Origin of the sequence: Yokenella regensburgei, assembly GCF_051486985.1 — a bacterium.
Lineage (GTDB): Bacteria > Pseudomonadota > Gammaproteobacteria > Enterobacterales > Enterobacteriaceae > CBFFRJ01.
In genome coordinates, this window is sequence record NZ_JAHVDV010000031.1 from 1 (window position 1) to 14,975 (window position 14,975).

14 protein-coding genes are annotated in these 14,975 nt (G+C 55.6%); 10 read left to right on the plus strand and 4 right to left on the minus strand.

From position 1 onward, the window contains the following. From KXR87_RS18715 to KXR87_RS18725, 3 genes are all read right to left on the minus strand, one after another. A partial coding sequence (locus KXR87_RS18715) for a biotin carboxylase N-terminal domain-containing protein (protein ID WP_437431796.1) occupies positions 1-87 on the minus strand: 87 nt, incomplete at its 3' end. A gap of 10 nt (positions 88-97) precedes the next feature. Further along, a complete protein-coding gene (gene accB, locus KXR87_RS18720; protein WP_437433715.1) occupies positions 98-568 on the minus strand; it encodes an acetyl-CoA carboxylase biotin carboxyl carrier protein in 471 nt (156 codons plus the stop codon). A gap of 573 nt (positions 569-1,141) precedes the next feature. Beyond that, on the minus strand, positions 1,142-1,654 hold the full coding sequence (locus KXR87_RS18725; RefSeq protein ID WP_437433716.1) for a cupin domain-containing protein: 513 nt from the start codon (positions 1,652-1,654) through the stop codon (positions 1,142-1,144). 372 nt (positions 1,655-2,026) lie between these two features. Between KXR87_RS18725 and KXR87_RS18730 the strand changes: the two genes are divergently transcribed. The 10 genes from KXR87_RS18730 to KXR87_RS18775 all read left to right on the plus strand — a co-directional run bounded on the left by KXR87_RS18730 (position 2,027) and on the right by KXR87_RS18775 (position 13,977). Then, on the plus strand, positions 2,027-2,866 hold the full coding sequence (locus tag KXR87_RS18730; RefSeq protein ID WP_437433717.1) for an ABC transporter ATP-binding protein: 840 nt from the start codon (positions 2,027-2,029) through the stop codon (positions 2,864-2,866). Next, positions 2,856-3,740, plus strand: a complete 885-nt coding sequence (locus tag KXR87_RS18735) for an ABC transporter permease (RefSeq protein ID WP_437433718.1) — start codon at positions 2,856-2,858, stop codon at positions 3,738-3,740. The genes KXR87_RS18730 and KXR87_RS18735 overlap by 11 nt, the downstream gene beginning before the upstream one ends. Then, complete coding sequence (locus tag KXR87_RS18740; protein WP_437433719.1) at positions 3,737-4,813, plus strand: ABC transporter permease; 1,077 nt, start codon at positions 3,737-3,739, stop codon at positions 4,811-4,813. The genes KXR87_RS18735 and KXR87_RS18740 overlap by 4 nt, the downstream gene beginning before the upstream one ends. A 41-nt stretch (positions 4,814-4,854) precedes the next feature. Then, positions 4,855-5,868 (plus strand): ABC transporter substrate-binding protein, encoded by a 1,014-nt coding sequence (locus KXR87_RS18745; RefSeq protein WP_437433720.1) that lies wholly within the window; start codon positions 4,855-4,857, stop codon positions 5,866-5,868. A 39-nt stretch (positions 5,869-5,907) separates the two neighbouring features. Beyond that, positions 5,908-6,561: a TetR family transcriptional regulator C-terminal domain-containing protein gene (locus tag KXR87_RS18750; protein WP_437433721.1), complete on the plus strand. Its 654-nt coding sequence runs from the start codon at positions 5,908-5,910 to the stop codon at positions 6,559-6,561. Positions 6,562-6,794: 233 nt separating this feature from the next. Further along, on the plus strand, positions 6,795-8,201 hold the full coding sequence (locus KXR87_RS18755; RefSeq protein WP_437433722.1) for an NAD(P)-dependent oxidoreductase: 1,407 nt from the start codon (positions 6,795-6,797) through the stop codon (positions 8,199-8,201). Next, complete coding sequence (gene preA, locus KXR87_RS18760) at positions 8,194-9,498, plus strand: NAD-dependent dihydropyrimidine dehydrogenase subunit PreA (RefSeq protein WP_437433723.1); 1,305 nt, start codon at positions 8,194-8,196, stop codon at positions 9,496-9,498. Before KXR87_RS18755 ends, preA begins: the two co-directional genes overlap by 8 nt. Before the next feature lie 195 nt (positions 9,499-9,693). Then, positions 9,694-11,142 (plus strand): dihydropyrimidinase, encoded by a 1,449-nt coding sequence (gene hydA, locus KXR87_RS18765; RefSeq protein ID WP_437433724.1) that lies wholly within the window; start codon positions 9,694-9,696, stop codon positions 11,140-11,142. Between the two features lie 24 nt (positions 11,143-11,166). Further along, positions 11,167-12,462: a Zn-dependent hydrolase gene (locus KXR87_RS18770; RefSeq protein ID WP_437433725.1), complete on the plus strand. Its 1,296-nt coding sequence runs from the start codon at positions 11,167-11,169 to the stop codon at positions 12,460-12,462. A gap of 276 nt (positions 12,463-12,738) precedes the next feature. Further along, positions 12,739-13,977, plus strand: coding sequence for an EAL and HDOD domain-containing protein (locus tag KXR87_RS18775; protein WP_437433726.1), 1,239 nt, complete (start codon positions 12,739-12,741; stop codon positions 13,975-13,977). 11 nt (positions 13,978-13,988) lie between these two features. On the opposite strand, the gene KXR87_RS18780 is transcribed toward KXR87_RS18775, so the two are convergent. Continuing rightward, positions 13,989-14,930: a hypothetical protein gene (locus tag KXR87_RS18780; protein ID WP_437433727.1), complete on the minus strand. Its 942-nt coding sequence runs from the start codon at positions 14,928-14,930 to the stop codon at positions 13,989-13,991. Positions 14,931-14,975: the final 45 nt, after the last annotated feature.

A 14,975-nucleotide genomic window follows, 5' to 3' on the forward strand; every position in this document is an offset into this window, starting at 1 on the left:
GACAGTCCGGATGCCCAGCTCTTTACAGGCACGCAGAATTCGCAGGGCAATCTCGCCACGGTTTGCGATGACAATTTTTTCCAGCATCTTCGCCTCGTTATTCGATGATGACCAGCGGCTCGTCGAATTCGACAGGTTGACCGCTCTCGGCAAGGATGGCTTTCACCACGCCCGCTTTATCAGCTTCGATCTGGTTCATCATTTTCATCGCTTCAACGATGCAGAGCGTGTCGCCCACGTTGACTTTCTGGCCCACTTCGCAGAATGCTTTCGCATCCGGGCTCGGGGTGCGGTAGAACGTCCCGACCATCGGGGAACGGACAACATGCCCTTTAATTTCTGGGGCTTCGGGGGCTTCCATCACCGGCGTGGTCGCTGGCGCAATGGCATCGGACAGTGCCGGTTGTTGAGGTGCCGGTGCCGCATAAGCCTGCTGCATCATAGGGTATGAGGGGCCTGCCGTTGCGCGGCTGATACGAACAGACTCTTCACCTTCTGAAATTTCCAGCTCGGAGATGCCTGATTTTTCAACCAGCTCAATCAATTTTCTAATTTTGTCGATATCCATAAGGGTTCTCTGCAGTTCTCTTTTCTTCTGACGACGTCAGCCATTATTCAATTACGCCAGAGTGTAGAAGAGGTTAGAACAAAGCGCATCAGGAAAAAGAGGAGTGTGCAGGGACTTGAAGCAGGAATGAAATGCGAGTGTGGCAGGCTGAAACGTAGAAGCCCTGGCAGATGCCAGGGCCTGGTGTATTAAGTAAAACAAGTGGGACAATGTTGTTTGGCCCCCCGGCGCTTATCTCCGGCACTCACTATATTGTGGCGTTAGCTCTGTCTGGGGTGAAGCCATAGTAGTCCATCGGATTACTCCGATCAATAACCCGAACAGGCCAGATTTTCAGATTTATGATGCCGATCATAGTTTCCGAATGGCGTCAAAAAACGGTTAACATTTATGCAAAAAAAAGCCAACCCGTAACGGGCTGGCGGCAACATGCACAATACCTTTTATCCGGGAGTCGCTTAAAAAAACCGGCCCCCTTTAGCAGTGTCAGAGAGTTTGCATTCCTCATGCCTATTGAGAATAGAAAGCAAAGTAACTCCCTGCTATAAAACAAGAAAATTCCTGGCAACAGGCTTACAGCCACTTCTCCAGCAGCGGACCCTGCGCACCATAAACCGGATCGCTTGCAGGAAAGGGGGCGCTGGCGATAGCAGCCAGCATTGCCTGTGTGGGGGCCTCACGGCACAGGTCAAACTCCAGGTTCGGGGGATAGGCACCCACTATGGAGAAATCGGGCGTACTTCCGTGATTACAGTGCCCTGTGCCCGCGGGCAGAAGGAGCACATCTCCGGCGCTGAGCGTCAGCTCCTTCCCGCCGGGGCCGCCAAGCATCAGTCTTGCCTCGCCTGCAACACACCCCAGTACCTCATGGGCATTACTATGGTAATGGTGATAATCAAACACCCCGTCCACCCACTGTGGAGGCCAGCCGTTTGTGGTAAACAGGTGTTGCGCTGCCGCCGTGCGGTTGTGGGCAGGGAGGACCTGCCGGTAGACCAGAACGGGCAACTCAGGGTTGTTGGGCACCCATGCATGTGGCTGAAGCATCAGCGCCTGGGTTACCGGCGTGGGGGAAACGTGGTTCATAGCCTCTCCTTAACATGCGATTTATCCTTTCAGGGTAGAAGAAGATGGGCGCCCACGCCGGGGATAATGGTAGCGCGGGCATGCCCCCTGTTAACTGCCACGACGCCGACAGTTAACTGTCCCTCGCTCTGGCAGCCCGGAACCGTTACGCTGCACACTGCCCCCTCCCCTTACCTCTTACCCGTGTTTCCACGCACCTTCTTGCGCTGCCCCACCACCAGACAAACCTGTCGCCATTTGCACCAAAATAGCCATAAAAATTGCTTATATCGCAGCTAAATTACGTAAAATCGCTAACAAATCACCCCTGGCACAAAAATGGCATGGAGAGAATAACCTAACCAGTTAGTCAATAATCAGGGGTCCACGGAAATGAGCCAGATAATGTACGCGCCGACGGCCGCCGTCGTTTCAATGAAACCGGCGGTCGTGACAACACGACCCGCCATCATGGTCAACCAAGCTAACGTGGTCTATCCGGCTGCGGATCAGCCGGTACATGCGCTGAAGGATATTAACCTGACGATCCGCCAGGGTGAGTTCGTTTCATTTATTGGCCCCTCAGGCTGCGGTAAAACCACCCTGCTGCGCCTCATCGCCGATCTTGAACCTATCACCTCCGGTGACGTCAGCGTGAATGAGATGTCACCCTCTGAAGCACGCAAGGCCGGGGCATACGGCTATGTTTTCCAGGCCCCCGTGCTGCTCCCCTGGCGCACCGTGCTGACCAACGTCATGCTGCCGCTGCAAATTCGGGGCGTGCCGCCGGAGCGCTGCGACGCTATCGCCCGGGAGCAACTGGCGCGGGTTGGGTTAACGGGATTTGAGAAGAAGTTTCCCTGGCAGCTTTCCGGGGGTATGCAGCAACGCGTCTCCATCGCCCGCGCGCTTGGGTTTGCACCAAAAATTCTGATGATGGATGAGCCTTTTGGCGCACTGGACGAACTGACCCGCGACAACCTCAATCAGCAGTTGCAGCAGCTGTGGTGTCAGGAACAGCGCACCATGGTATTTGTTACCCACTCCATTTCTGAAGCGGTCTATTTGTCGACCAAAATTGTGGTGATGTCACCGCGACCGGGGCGGATCGTGAAGGTGATTGATTCGCCGCTTCCGGCAGAGCGCACGCTCGATATACGCGATACTCCCGCCTTTCTGCAGATAGCCGCAGAGGTTCGCGAGGCGCTGGTGGAGGGGCATCATGACCATTAATCAACGCCTGCACTGGTATGCGCTGCCGGTCGGCACCGTGCTGCTGGCGGCGCTACTCCTCTGGTACGTGCTGGCCTTTGCGCTCAATGCATCCGGGGTGATTGACCGTGTGCTGGCTCCCCGCGGCGCGTGGAGCAGCAGCGACCTGATATATGCCGCGCTGAACGCCAAACGCCCTCTCCTGCCCGCTCCGCATCAGGTGGTTATCGATATCTGGAGCAGCCTCTCCCGGTGGCCGCTCTCCTCCCCACGTAATCTGTTACTGCATACCTGGGTGACCACCAGCGCCGCCCTGACGGGTTTTGCGATGGGGGTGGTGTTCGGCGTGCTGCTGGCCGTGGGTATCGTGCACTCCCGTACCCTTGATAAAGCCCTGATGCCGTGGATTGTCGCCTCACAAACTATCCCGGTGCTGGCGATTGCTCCCATTGTGCTGATTATTCTCGGTAGCGTGGGGATCACCGGCATGCTGCCGAAAGCGACGATTGCTATGTATCTGTGCTTTTTTCCGGTAGCTATTGCCACTGTCCAGGGGCTGCGTTCGCCACAAAAGCTGGAGATGGAACTGATGCATACCTGGGCTGCCCGCCGCATAGATACATTCTGGATGGTGCGCCTGCCCTCCTCATTACCTTATCTCTTTCCTGCCTTTCGGGTCGCCATTGCCAGTGGACTGGTCGGCACAATGGTCGCAGAGCTGCCTACAGGCGCACAGGCGGGCCTTGGTGCGCGCCTGCTGACGGGCTCTTACTACGGTAACACCCTGCAAATCTGGTCGGCACTGGTGATGGCCTCACTGTCAGGGCTGGCGCTGACCGGACTTGTCACGCTAACGGAGCGTCTGGTGCTTCGCCAGCGCAGGGGGAGAGGATGAAAATGAAAACGAAAGCGATACCAGGTGCGGTGCTGCTGGTGGCGGCCTTTCTGCTGTCGGTGCTGGCGTTGATTGCGTTAAATCTGGCAAATCCTGCCATAACTGCCCCTTCAGTCAGCGCGCTGTTACTGATGATCAGTGCCCTTCTGGCCTGTTCGACCCGTCCGCTACGCACCTTGTTGTTTGCCGTCACGCTTGCGGTAAGCGCCGTCTGGCTGGCCCTGCTGCCTTACCATGCCCTGAGTACCTGCGCGCTGGGGCTGCTGGCGATGGTGAGCGTGCAGCGTATGGCCCATGCCAGCGTGCCTGCCAGTGCCGTGGCCGGGTTGCTCGGCCTGTGGCTGCTGTGGTTCTGGCAGATACTGGTGACCGGATACGCTGTTCCGCAGGTTATCTTACCGGCCCCGCTGGCTATTCTCACCGCCCTGCTGGAGAGCCTCTCTTTATTAGCCGGTGACCTGGTGCAAACCGTGCTCAAGTCAGTACTGATCGGCTATCTGGCAGGTTGCGGTTTCGGCATTGGCGTGGCGCTGTTAATTGACCGTCTGCCCTTTTTACAACGCGGCCTGCTGCCGGTCGCCAGTCTCACCAGTACCGTTCCTCTGGTCGGCGTCGCCCCCATTGCGGTGATGTGGTTTGGCTTCGACTGGCCGTCAAAGGCTGCCGTGGTCATCCTCGTGACGTTCTTCCCGGCACTGGTCAGCACCCTGGCGGGGCTTAAAGCCAGCGGCAAGCTGGAGCAGGAGCTGATGTACTGCTACGCAGCCACCCCACGCCAGAACCTGCTGATGCTGCGCCTGCCCGCCGCAATGCCTTTTATTTTCAGCGCGCTTAAGGTCAATGCCACGCTGGCGCTTATCACCGCCATCGTGGCGGAGTATTTCGGCTCTCCGACTGCCGGACTGGGCTTTCGCATTTCAACAGAATCAGCACGTATGCACATGCCGGTAGTGTGGTCGGCGATTGTGGTCTCGTCGCTGGCCGGTTCACTTATTTATGCCCTGCTGGTGCGTTTAGACCAGCGGGTTAATTTCTGGCATCCCTCCCTGCGTGGGAACGCCGCGTCGACGTAAATAACAACATAGTGATGCATATTAACCCGAGGAGTTATCCAATGATGAAACGTTCTGCTTTTCGCCGGGGGGTGTTGCTGGCGGCAATGTCGGTTTTTGCGTTTTCAGCGCAGGCTGCCGAGAAAGTGACGCTGCAATTAAAATGGCTACCACAGTCGCAGTTCGCGGGCTATTACGTGGCCCAGGAAAAAGGGTTTTATAAGCAGGCAGGGCTGGATGTCACCATTAAGCCGGGGGGGACGGATATCTCCCCTGTCCAGGTCATTGCCGGTAAATCAGCTGATGTGGTGGTCAACTGGTTACCTGATGCGCTGGCCTCTCGTGAAGCAGGCGTACCGCTGGTCAATATTGCCCAGATCTACGACCGCTCCGGGATGATGCTGACCTGCAAAAAATCAAGCGGTATTAAAACCCCGGCAGATTTCAAAGGTAAAACCCTGGGCGTGTGGTACGGCGGTAATGAGTACCCGTTCTTCAACTGGATGAACAAGCTGAATCTGAAGCCGGGTAAGGACATCACTATCCTCAAACAAGGCTTTAACGTTGATCCTTTGCTACAGGATCAGGCGGCCTGTATTTCCACCATGAATTACAACGAGTACTGGCAGTTGATCGACGCCGGACTAAAAGAGACGGATCTGATCACTTTCCCCTATGAGGATCAGGGTGTCTCGACTCTGGAAGATGGGTTGTATGTGCTGGAGTCGAACCTGAAAGATCCGGCCTTCGTTGCCAGGATGGCCAAATTCCTCAACGCCTCATTTAAGGGCTGGGACTATGCGGTGAAGCACCCGGAAGAAGCGGCAAAAATTGTGGTGGCTGAAGATGCCTCCGGGGCCGCAACAGAAGAGGTGCAGACGCGCCAGATGGAGAATGTGGCGAAGCTCATTACCAACGCCGGTACGCCGAAAATCGGCTATCTCGATCCGACCGCTTACCACCGCACCATCGATGTTCTGCTGCACAGTGGTGGCGATACTCCGGTGATTAAGAACGATCCCGGCGACAGTGCAATGACTCACATCGTGTGGGATGCGGCGGCAAAACTGAATTAATTCTCACCGCCAGGGACGGCACTTCCACCGGAGTCAGCCATGCACGAAGGTTTTCTCAACGACGCGGCAAAATCACAGGATAAAGGCCGCATCCGTCAGGATAACGAAGCCATCATCCTGCCGGCCGCTGAACGGGTATTTGCCCGCTACGGTTTTCACGGTGCCACCATGCAGCAAATTGCCGATGAGGCAGCCCTCCCCAAAGCCAATCTGCATTATTACTTCGGCAGTAAAAAGCACCTCTATCTGCGGGTGCTGGAGGGCATTCTTCATGACTGGCTGGCACCGCTTGAGGGGCTCAGCGCAAGCGCCGATCCGAAACGGGCGCTGGCGGAGTACATTAATAATAAGATGGCCTTCAGCTTTGCGCGCCCGGATGCCTCACGCCTGTTCGCCAATGAGATTTTGCAGGGCGCGCAGGTCGTTTATCCCTTGTTAACCACCCAACTGCATGACCTTGTGGCCGGGAAAGCACGCATTCTCGATACCTGGATACGACGTGGTGCATTGCAGCCGATGGACACCACCCATTTCTTTTTCACCCTCTGGTCAATGACCCAAACCTATGCCGATTTTGATATCCAGATTGCCGCCGTGCTGGGGGGTGACTCGCGATCAAAGGCTGCGCAACGCCGCGCGACGGAGCACGTTTTTAACTGTATCTGGCGTATCTGTGGTTTTGACGAGGAATAACGCTGCCACGATAGAGCGAGAACGTAAGCAATAATGGTGCGATCTGCACCAAATGTGCGCAAGAAATCGAAAAAAATCGTTAATCAACAGGGTATTTATCGTCATCACGGGCGCAGAACGTGCCCATCCAGAAATGGCACGTAAATAGCAAGGTTATTCGTGAAGAACTTAACCATTTGGTCAGGTTGTTGACGACAGGGAGCGATAACCCTGCCAACTATTCAGGAGAAGCCATGATGAGCAACGAATCAGGTAGCAATGCGCCGGGGATTAAGCCCGGTCGTTGTGACCCCACCGAGTACGTTCGCGCCTTTGCCGATTGCGCCCCCCCGCTAAGCGCTGTGCAGGCGGTTATCGAAGCAGAACGCTGCCACTACTGTTTTGACGCCCCTTGTACCCGCGCCTGCCCCGCCGGGATCGACGTGCCGGGTTTTATTCACCGTATTGCCCAGGGCAACGTGCGCGGCGCGGCAGAAAATATTCTTATGGCCAATGTGCTGGGAGGCACCTGCGCCCGCGTCTGCCCGACCGAAACCCTGTGTGAACAGAAGTGCGTGCGTAAAGACCAGGAGGGTCGGCCACTCGCTATCGCCCTGCTACAACGCCACGCTACCGACCATTTCTTTGCTTCGCCGGGTAAGCCGTTGTTTACGCGCGCCCCTTCTTCCGGCAAACGTGTCGCAGTGGTGGGCGCAGGTCCGGCGGGTCTGACGGTAGCGCATCACCTTGCAGTGGCCGGGCACGATATTGATCTTTTCGATACCCGAGGCAAAGCCGGCGGACTCAATACCTACGGCTTGGCCCGTTACAAAATCAGTGATGATGCTGCTGCAGACGAGGTAGCCTGGCTGCTCTCCATTGGCGGTATCACGCTGCAGTGCGGCAGGACGCTGGGGCGAGATGTCACCCTCGCGGCATTACGTCATGACTACGATGCCGTCTTTCTTGGTCTCGGCTTAAGCGGCGTAAATCAACTGGATAACCACGGCGCGGAACCTGAAGGAGTACGCGAAGCGGTCGATTTTATCGCCGAACTGCGCCAGTGCGCTGATCTTAGCCTGTTGCCTGTGGGGCGTAACGTCGTGGTGATAGGCGGCGGGATGACCGCCGTGGATGCCGCCGTGCAGGCGAAAAAACTTGGCGCGCGGGAGGTCACGCTGGTTTATCGCCGTGGCGAAGCCCAGATGAAAGCCTCTGAAAAAGAGCGCCAGTGGGCCAGAGCCTGTGGTGTCGTTCTGCGACTCTGGGCAGCTCCCCTGCGCTTTGAAACCGACAACCATCAGCTTACGGGGGTCACTTTTCAGGTGATGCATGAAGAAAGCGCAGGAGGGGAGTCGCATCAGGAGTCGTTCACCCTTGCCGCTGACATGGTGTTGAAAGCCATCGGTCAGACGTTTGACCCGGCACCGACCGAGCACGCCATTGCACTCAAGCAGGGGCGCATTGCGGTTGATGATAACGGTCGTACCTCACTTCCAGGCGTCTGGGCAGGCGGCGACTGTTGCGCTGGCGGTCTGGATCTGACCGTGGATGCCGTGCGCATGGGCAAACTCGCCGCCCATTCTATGGCGTTATTTCTTGCAGGCCAGGCTACCGATACCGCCGGGGTCACTGCTTTTCAGGAGCGTATTCATGGCTAGTTTACAGACCAATTTTCTGGGTATTAACAGTCCGAATCCTTTCTGGCTGGCCTCCGCGCCGCCAACTGACAAAGCGTACAACGTCGAGCGTGCGTTTCAGGCAGGCTGGGGTGGCGTGGTCTGGAAAACGCTGGGGCATGATCCCCACGTGGTTAACGTGAGCGGCCCACGTTACGGCACGTTGCTGGGCCACGATCGACGGATTCTTGGACTCAATAATATTGAACTCATTACTGACCGTTCGCTGGCAATCAATCTTGAAGAGATAGCCCGTATTAAGCAGCGCTGGCCAGATCGTGCGGTCGTGGTCTCCATTATGGTGCCCTGCGAAGAGGACGCCTGGCGCACCATTCTGCCGCAGGTTGAAGCCACCGGGGCAGATGGCATCGAGTTGAACTTTGGCTGCCCGCACGGGATGAGCGAGCGCGGAATGGGGGCGGCTGTCGGTCAGGTGCCTGAGTATATCGAACGGGTCACTCGCTGGTGCAAACAGTATTGCAGCCTGCCGGTCATCGTCAAACTCACCCCTAATATTACCGACATTCGTTATCCGGCTCGGGCAGCTCACGCCGGGGGGGCTGACGCGGTGTCGCTGATCAACACCATCAACTCGGTGATCGGCGTGGATCTCGACAGGATGTTGATGTCGCCGCATACCGGCAGCCAGGGGTCGCACGGCGGCTACTGTGGCCCGGCGGTCAAACCCATCGCGCTGAATATGGTCTCTGAAATTGGCCGCGATCCATACACCCGTGGGCTGCCGATTTCCGGTATTGGGGGGATATCTACCTGGCGCGATGCGGCAGAGTTTATTGCGCTGGGCTGCGGCACCGTTCAGGTCTGCACCGCCGTCATGGTGCATGGTTTTCAGATTGTGCGCGACATGATAAGCGGCCTGGAAAATTACATGGATGAGAAAGGATTCAGGTCGCTGGACGATTTTCGCGGTATGGCGCTGCCAAGCGTTACCGACTGGCGTTTTCTCAACCTGAATCACGTGGACAAAGCAGTAATAGACCAGGCCTCCTGCATTAAATGCGGACGCTGCCATCTGGTTTGTGAGGATACCTCGCATCAGGCAATCGCCGCCTTCACCGAAGGTGAGCGCCATTTTGAGGTCAAGGAGGAGGAGTGCGTCGGCTGTAATCTGTGTGCCTCGATTTGCCCGGTAGAGAACTGCATCTCTCTGCGTAGCCTGCAGCCGGGCGAGGTGGATAAGCGCACCGGTAAGGTTGTGACGGAAGTCTATGCCAACTGGACGACTCACCCGAATAACCCGATGGCGAGGTCGGCGTAAAGCCAGGTGTTCTCCCCCTCACCCCGACCCTCTTCCTCAGGGAGAGGGAGAAAACCGAAAGGCCCCCTAGCCCTCTCGGGAGAGAGCGAAAGGCAAGATGGCACTCAATCGATCCCCTCGCCCCTTCGGGGAGAGGGTTAGGGTGAGGGGAAAAGCGCTCATCCATTTCACAACAGGCACACTGGAGATACACACATGCGTAATCTGTTAATTAAAGGCGGCACCGTCGTTAACGCAGACCACCAGCGGCACGCCGATGTACTCTGCACCAACGGCGTTGTGGCCGCCGTCGGCAACGCCTCGCAGTGGGATCTTCCCGCTGCTACTGACACCCTGGACGCATCGGGGCTGTACGTTATGCCGGGCGGCATCGATCCTCATACCCATATGAACTTCCCGTTTATGGGCACCACTACCGTGGATGATTTTTACAGCGGAACCGCTGCGGCTCTTGCCGGCGGAACCACAACTATCATCGATTTTGTTATCCCCAATCCGCAACAACCACTACTGGACGCCTATCATCAGTGGCGCAGCTGGGCGGAAAAATCGGCTGCCGATTACAGTTTTCACGTCGCCATTACCTGGTGGGATGAGAGCGTACGTCAGGAGATGGGGACGCTGGTGCAGCAGGAGGGCATTAATAGCTTCAAACACTTTATGGCTTATAAAAACGCCATCATGTGTGATGACGAAACGCTGATGAACAGCTTCCGCCGCTGCCTTGAGCTGGGGGCTATGCCCACCGTCCATGCCGAGAATGGCGAAATGGTCTGGTTGTTGCAGCAGGAGCTATTAAAACAGGGCATTACCGGGCCGGAGGGCCATCCGCTCTCTCGCCCACCGGAAGTAGAAGGCGAAGCCGCTAACCGTGCCATCACCGTCGCCAGCATTATGGGGGTGCCGATTTACGTGGTGCATGTATCATGCCGGGAATCAGCACAAGCCATTGCCCGTGCCCGTAGCCAGGGCCAGCGCGTCTATGGTGAGGTGCTGGCAGGACATCTGGTTATCGATGAGAGCGTCTACCGCCATCCGGATTTCAACATTGCCGCAGCGCATGTTATGAGCCCCCCTTTTCGCGATAAATCCCACCAGTCCGCACTCTGGCATGGTCTGCAGTCTGGTCAGCTTCACACCACCGCTACCGACCATTGCACCTTCTGCACCGGCCAGAAAGCGGCAGGCACCGACAACTTCACCAAAATTCCTAACGGCTGCGGTGGCGTGGAAGAGCGTATGGCGGTGTTATGGGATGCTGGCGTCAACAGCGGGCGGCTGACTCCGAGCGAATTTGTTGCGGTTACATCAGCAAATACGGCGCGCTTGTTCAATATCTTCCCGCGCAAAGGCTGTGTTGCGCCGGGCGCCGATGCCGATCTGGTGTTGTGGGATCCGCTGGGCAGCAAAACCCTTAGCGCGACGACTCACCACTCACGCAACGATTTCAACATTTTCGAAGGGCGTACCGTGACAGGCGTACCCGTTTTTACCGTAAGCCAGGGCCGTATCGTCTGGGCTGAGGGTGAGTTACGCGCACGCGAAGGTGCAGGTCGTTATATCAAACGTCCGGCTTTTGGACCGGACTTCAGTGCGGCAGCGGTATGGGAACGTCATCGTGCCCCCAAAGCCGTCGCCCGTTAATTATCCTCAGCAAAGGAGTCCGTCATGAGCAGTGAAGTCGTTACTTTTGATCCCAATACCACCGCTATCAGCAGCCTACGCGTTAATGGCGAGCGTCTCTGGCAATCCCTGATGACCCTCGCTGAAATTGGCGCCACACCCAAAGGGGGCGTCTGCCGTCTGACACTCACCGATCTTGATCGTCAGGGGCGGGATCGGGTAATTGGCTGGGGCAAAGCAGAGGGGTTGTCCGTCGAGATTGATAAGATAGGCAACGTTTTTATGCGCCGGGCCGGACGAAATAACGCCCTGCCGCCGATAGTGGCCGGTAGCCACATTGATACCCAGCCTACCGGTGGTAAATTCGATGGCAATTTCGGTGTACTCGCCGCGCTGGAGGTGATGAGAACGCTCAACGAGCAGGGAATTGAAACTGAAGCCCCGGTGGAAATGGTGTTCTGGACCAATGAAGAGGGCTCCCGATTCGTCCCGGTGATGATGGGCTCTGGGGTATTCGCCGGCATCATTCCTCTGGAGGTAGCCTACGCTGCCACCGATACCGAGGGCAAAACAGTGAAAGAGGCGCTCACCGAAATTGGCTATATGGGTGAGGTTACCCCTGGGGCGCATCCCATTAACGCTTACTTTGAAGCGCATATCGAACAGGGGCCGATTCTTGAGGCTCAACACATTGAGATTGGGGTCGTGCAGGCTGTACTGGGCATCCGCTGGTATGACTGTATCGTTACCGGCATGGAGTCTCATGCGGGTCCCACTCCGATGGCGATGCGCAAAGATGCCTTGCAGGTGGCCACCCGGATCATGCAGGAGGTGGTCAACATTGCAGGGCAGTTCGCACCACATGGCCGGGGAACCGTCGGGATGGTGCAGGTGCATCCTAACAGCCGTAACGTGGTGCCAGGCAGCGTAAAATTCTCAGTCGATTTTCGTAATATGACCGATGCCCAGGTTGATGAGATGGATGTGGCATTAAACGCTTTTCTTCAGAAGGTGGAAAAGGAGACAAGTCTTGGCATTGCGTTACACCAGGTATCGCACTACCCCGCTGCCCCTTTTCATCCTGATTGCAAAGACGTCATCCGCCGGGCCGCTGAAAAACTGGGCTATTCATCAATGGATATTGTGTCAGGTGCCGGTCACGATGCGGTTTATATGAGCATGCTCGCACCTACTGGAATGATTTTTATTCCCTGCAAAGACGGTATCAGTCACAATGAAACAGAATATGCATCACCGGAACAGGTCACTGCCGGAGCAAATGTGTTATTACACGCTATGCTGGAAAAAGCCGGGGCTACTCTGAAGTCGCAAGCGTCTTGATTAAAAGATGACCCGGTTACAGGCAATCGGGTCAGTATGTGCTTTACGCGCACGATTTTTTGCAGAAATTTCGCTTTATGCTCCTCTCTTTTCGCATAAGGGATTTGACTTAAGTCCTTAAGAAGTTTACAAAAGATACTGCCTTCTGTCAGACCAACTTGCGACGCTGCCATTTCGCTCCCCCTCCTTCCTGATATGCAGGGAAAATAATGAGGGTTAACCGGTTACGACCTGTTACCGGACTTGATATTTGCAGGCATCTGTATGGAGTATCCAATGTTTTCTTTTGTCGCCCGCCAGGCGATTTTTGACGAAAATATGAACACGGTCGGTTACGAACTGTTGTTCAGAGACAGTATGACGAACCGGTTTCCCGACGTTACTCCGGAATATGCCACTGCCCAAATTATCGTAGAACAGTTTCTTGGTGCCCCTCTCGGTCGTTTGAAAGAGTACAGTGCTATTTTCGTTAACTTTCCGTATGAACTGCTGGTTCAGGGCATGGCGGAAACCCTGCCTAAAGATCGTGTTATCGTCGAGATTCTCGAGACGGCGGAGCCGACGCCACGCCTGCTAAAAACGGTCAAGCAACTCTCACAACACGGTTTTCGCATCGCGCTGGATGACTTTGAACTCGGTGACACGTGGAATGACTTTTTACCCTACGTCAGCATCATTAAGTTTGATGTGCGGGAAAATACTGCGGAAGAGATAAAACATTATATCGAGGATAAAGCCGCCCTGCTGGAAGGGACGGTCTTTCTGGCCGAGAAAGTGGAAACACTCGAAGAGTATGAACGCTTTCGTGCCCTCGGCTGCACGCTTTTCCAGGGGCATTTTTTCAGCAAACCCGTTATTCATGCGGGTAATAAACTGATTCAGAATCAGGCCGTCACCCTGAAGCTGATGAAAGAAGCTAACGCAGACTCCCCGGATTTCAGCAAAATCGAAGCGCTGCTGAAGCAGGACCTGGCCCTCTCTTTTAAGCTGATGCGCTATGCGCAAAACATTGTCTTTAACGCGCGCGGCATCAAAAATTTCCGTAGTCAGTCCCTTAAGGACATCATCTTCTATCTCGGCACCAATGAATTGCGACGTTTTGTGCTGGTAGCCTGCCTGACCTCCGTCAACGTGGTTAAAACCGATGAAATTTATCATCAGTGCCTGATCCGTGGGAAGTTCTGCGAGCTGGCGGCAGCGCGTTCTGTCAGTCGTCATTCATCAGATGATGCGTTTATCGTGGGTCTGTTTTCCCAGCTCGATAACATTTTCGAAATGCCGATGGGGGATCTGATTGGCCAGATTGATGTGTCAGCCAGCGTCATGATGGCGTTAAAAGAGCAGCGCGGACCGCTTTACCCTTATCTTCATCTGGCTGTTTTATATGAAAACCATAAATGGGAAGAGGTTAGCGCACTGGGTCACCGGTTAGGGCTGAACCGAAGTGTCATAGCGGAGCTGATGAAAACCGCCGGGCAGTGGGCTGAAGCGATCCCGACCGGTGGGGCAAATTAGCCCCTGCTGCGTTATTCGTAATTAACAATGACCTCGACGGCCGCCCTGGCCGGACCCGGCTGCGGCACTGCTTCGGTCTGGATAAAGCGAGCGGCCATTTTGATGGTGGCAGGTTTGGCGGTGGAACCCAGCGGGGAAATGAGTGTGGGATAACCGGCCACCAGAGAGGCAACAGAAACCCGGGTATTAAATGGCACCGGTTGGGCCGGATTTACTCCCGCCGCCTGAGTGGAATAATCGCCCCAGGCAAGTTGAACGCCATAGCCCTGAGCCCCACCTGCATCAAGGGCTATTGTACTACTGAGCGTATTCCCCAAATCATCATGCGTAATCTCCGCATTATAGGGAGTGATGTTAATGGAGGGTGGCTTATTTCTTTTGTTTGCCGTTGTACCGTTAACGCCACCGTAACCATATGCAGGGGACGGGCATTCAATACTAAAACTTGCATCCTTCCATGCTGAGTAGCGCTCGAAATTAAGATGCTTACCTAATAACACCGTTTGATTGTTGTCGCTCAGGTTGCAGGTGCCCACGTAATAGTTGGCGCTGCCAACAAGATTACGCGAACTTAAAGTCCAGAATGTCGAACTAAGCGCACGGTCGGCGGTCATCATTGCCGGATCCAGAGTATCCCCCGCTGCTGCGGGCATAATACCCTGCAGAATCATTGGTCCAGTCACTGCGAAAGGTGACGTGCCGACAGAAATATCGCCAGGTATTTTCCACAACCGGATAGCGACATTTTGACTGAAGATACGATTCATGCCATTAGCCATTACCGTGTTCACTACTAATACGTCCGGCCAGACGGGGATCGGTGGTGTTCCGGCAGCATCCTGACTATTGACGGAAATACCAATACCGCTGATGTTAGTAGGGTAAATAACATACCCGGCATGCGAGGTGTCGCCCGGCCCAGGAACATTGTCTAATGAAGCCCCAACAGCCATGTTTCCCCCGGCTGGAGTGGTTTTGCAGCGGGCAGCAACGCCGCT

Coding starts and splice junctions, on each gene's coding strand:
- accB (WP_437433715.1), bottom strand. CDS start 568: ATGGATATCGACAAAATTAGAAAATTGATTGAGCTGGTTGAAAAATCA.
- KXR87_RS18725 (WP_437433716.1), bottom strand. CDS start 1,654: ATGAACCACGTTTCCCCCACGCCGGTAACCCAGGCGCTGATGCTTCAG.
- KXR87_RS18730 (WP_437433717.1), top strand. CDS start 2,027: ATGAGCCAGATAATGTACGCGCCGACGGCCGCCGTCGTTTCAATGAAA.
- KXR87_RS18735 (WP_437433718.1), top strand. CDS start 2,856: ATGACCATTAATCAACGCCTGCACTGGTATGCGCTGCCGGTCGGCACC.
- KXR87_RS18740 (WP_437433719.1), top strand. CDS start 3,737: ATGAAAATGAAAACGAAAGCGATACCAGGTGCGGTGCTGCTGGTGGCG.
- KXR87_RS18745 (WP_437433720.1), top strand. CDS start 4,855: ATGATGAAACGTTCTGCTTTTCGCCGGGGGGTGTTGCTGGCGGCAATG.
- KXR87_RS18750 (WP_437433721.1), top strand. CDS start 5,908: ATGCACGAAGGTTTTCTCAACGACGCGGCAAAATCACAGGATAAAGGC.
- KXR87_RS18755 (WP_437433722.1), top strand. CDS start 6,795: ATGATGAGCAACGAATCAGGTAGCAATGCGCCGGGGATTAAGCCCGGT.
- preA (WP_437433723.1), top strand. CDS start 8,194: ATGGCTAGTTTACAGACCAATTTTCTGGGTATTAACAGTCCGAATCCT.
- hydA (WP_437433724.1), top strand. CDS start 9,694: ATGCGTAATCTGTTAATTAAAGGCGGCACCGTCGTTAACGCAGACCAC.
- KXR87_RS18770 (WP_437433725.1), top strand. CDS start 11,167: ATGAGCAGTGAAGTCGTTACTTTTGATCCCAATACCACCGCTATCAGC.
- KXR87_RS18775 (WP_437433726.1), top strand. CDS start 12,739: ATGTTTTCTTTTGTCGCCCGCCAGGCGATTTTTGACGAAAATATGAAC.
- KXR87_RS18780 (WP_437433727.1), bottom strand. CDS start 14,930: ATGGCTGTTGGGGCTTCATTAGACAATGTTCCTGGGCCGGGCGACACC.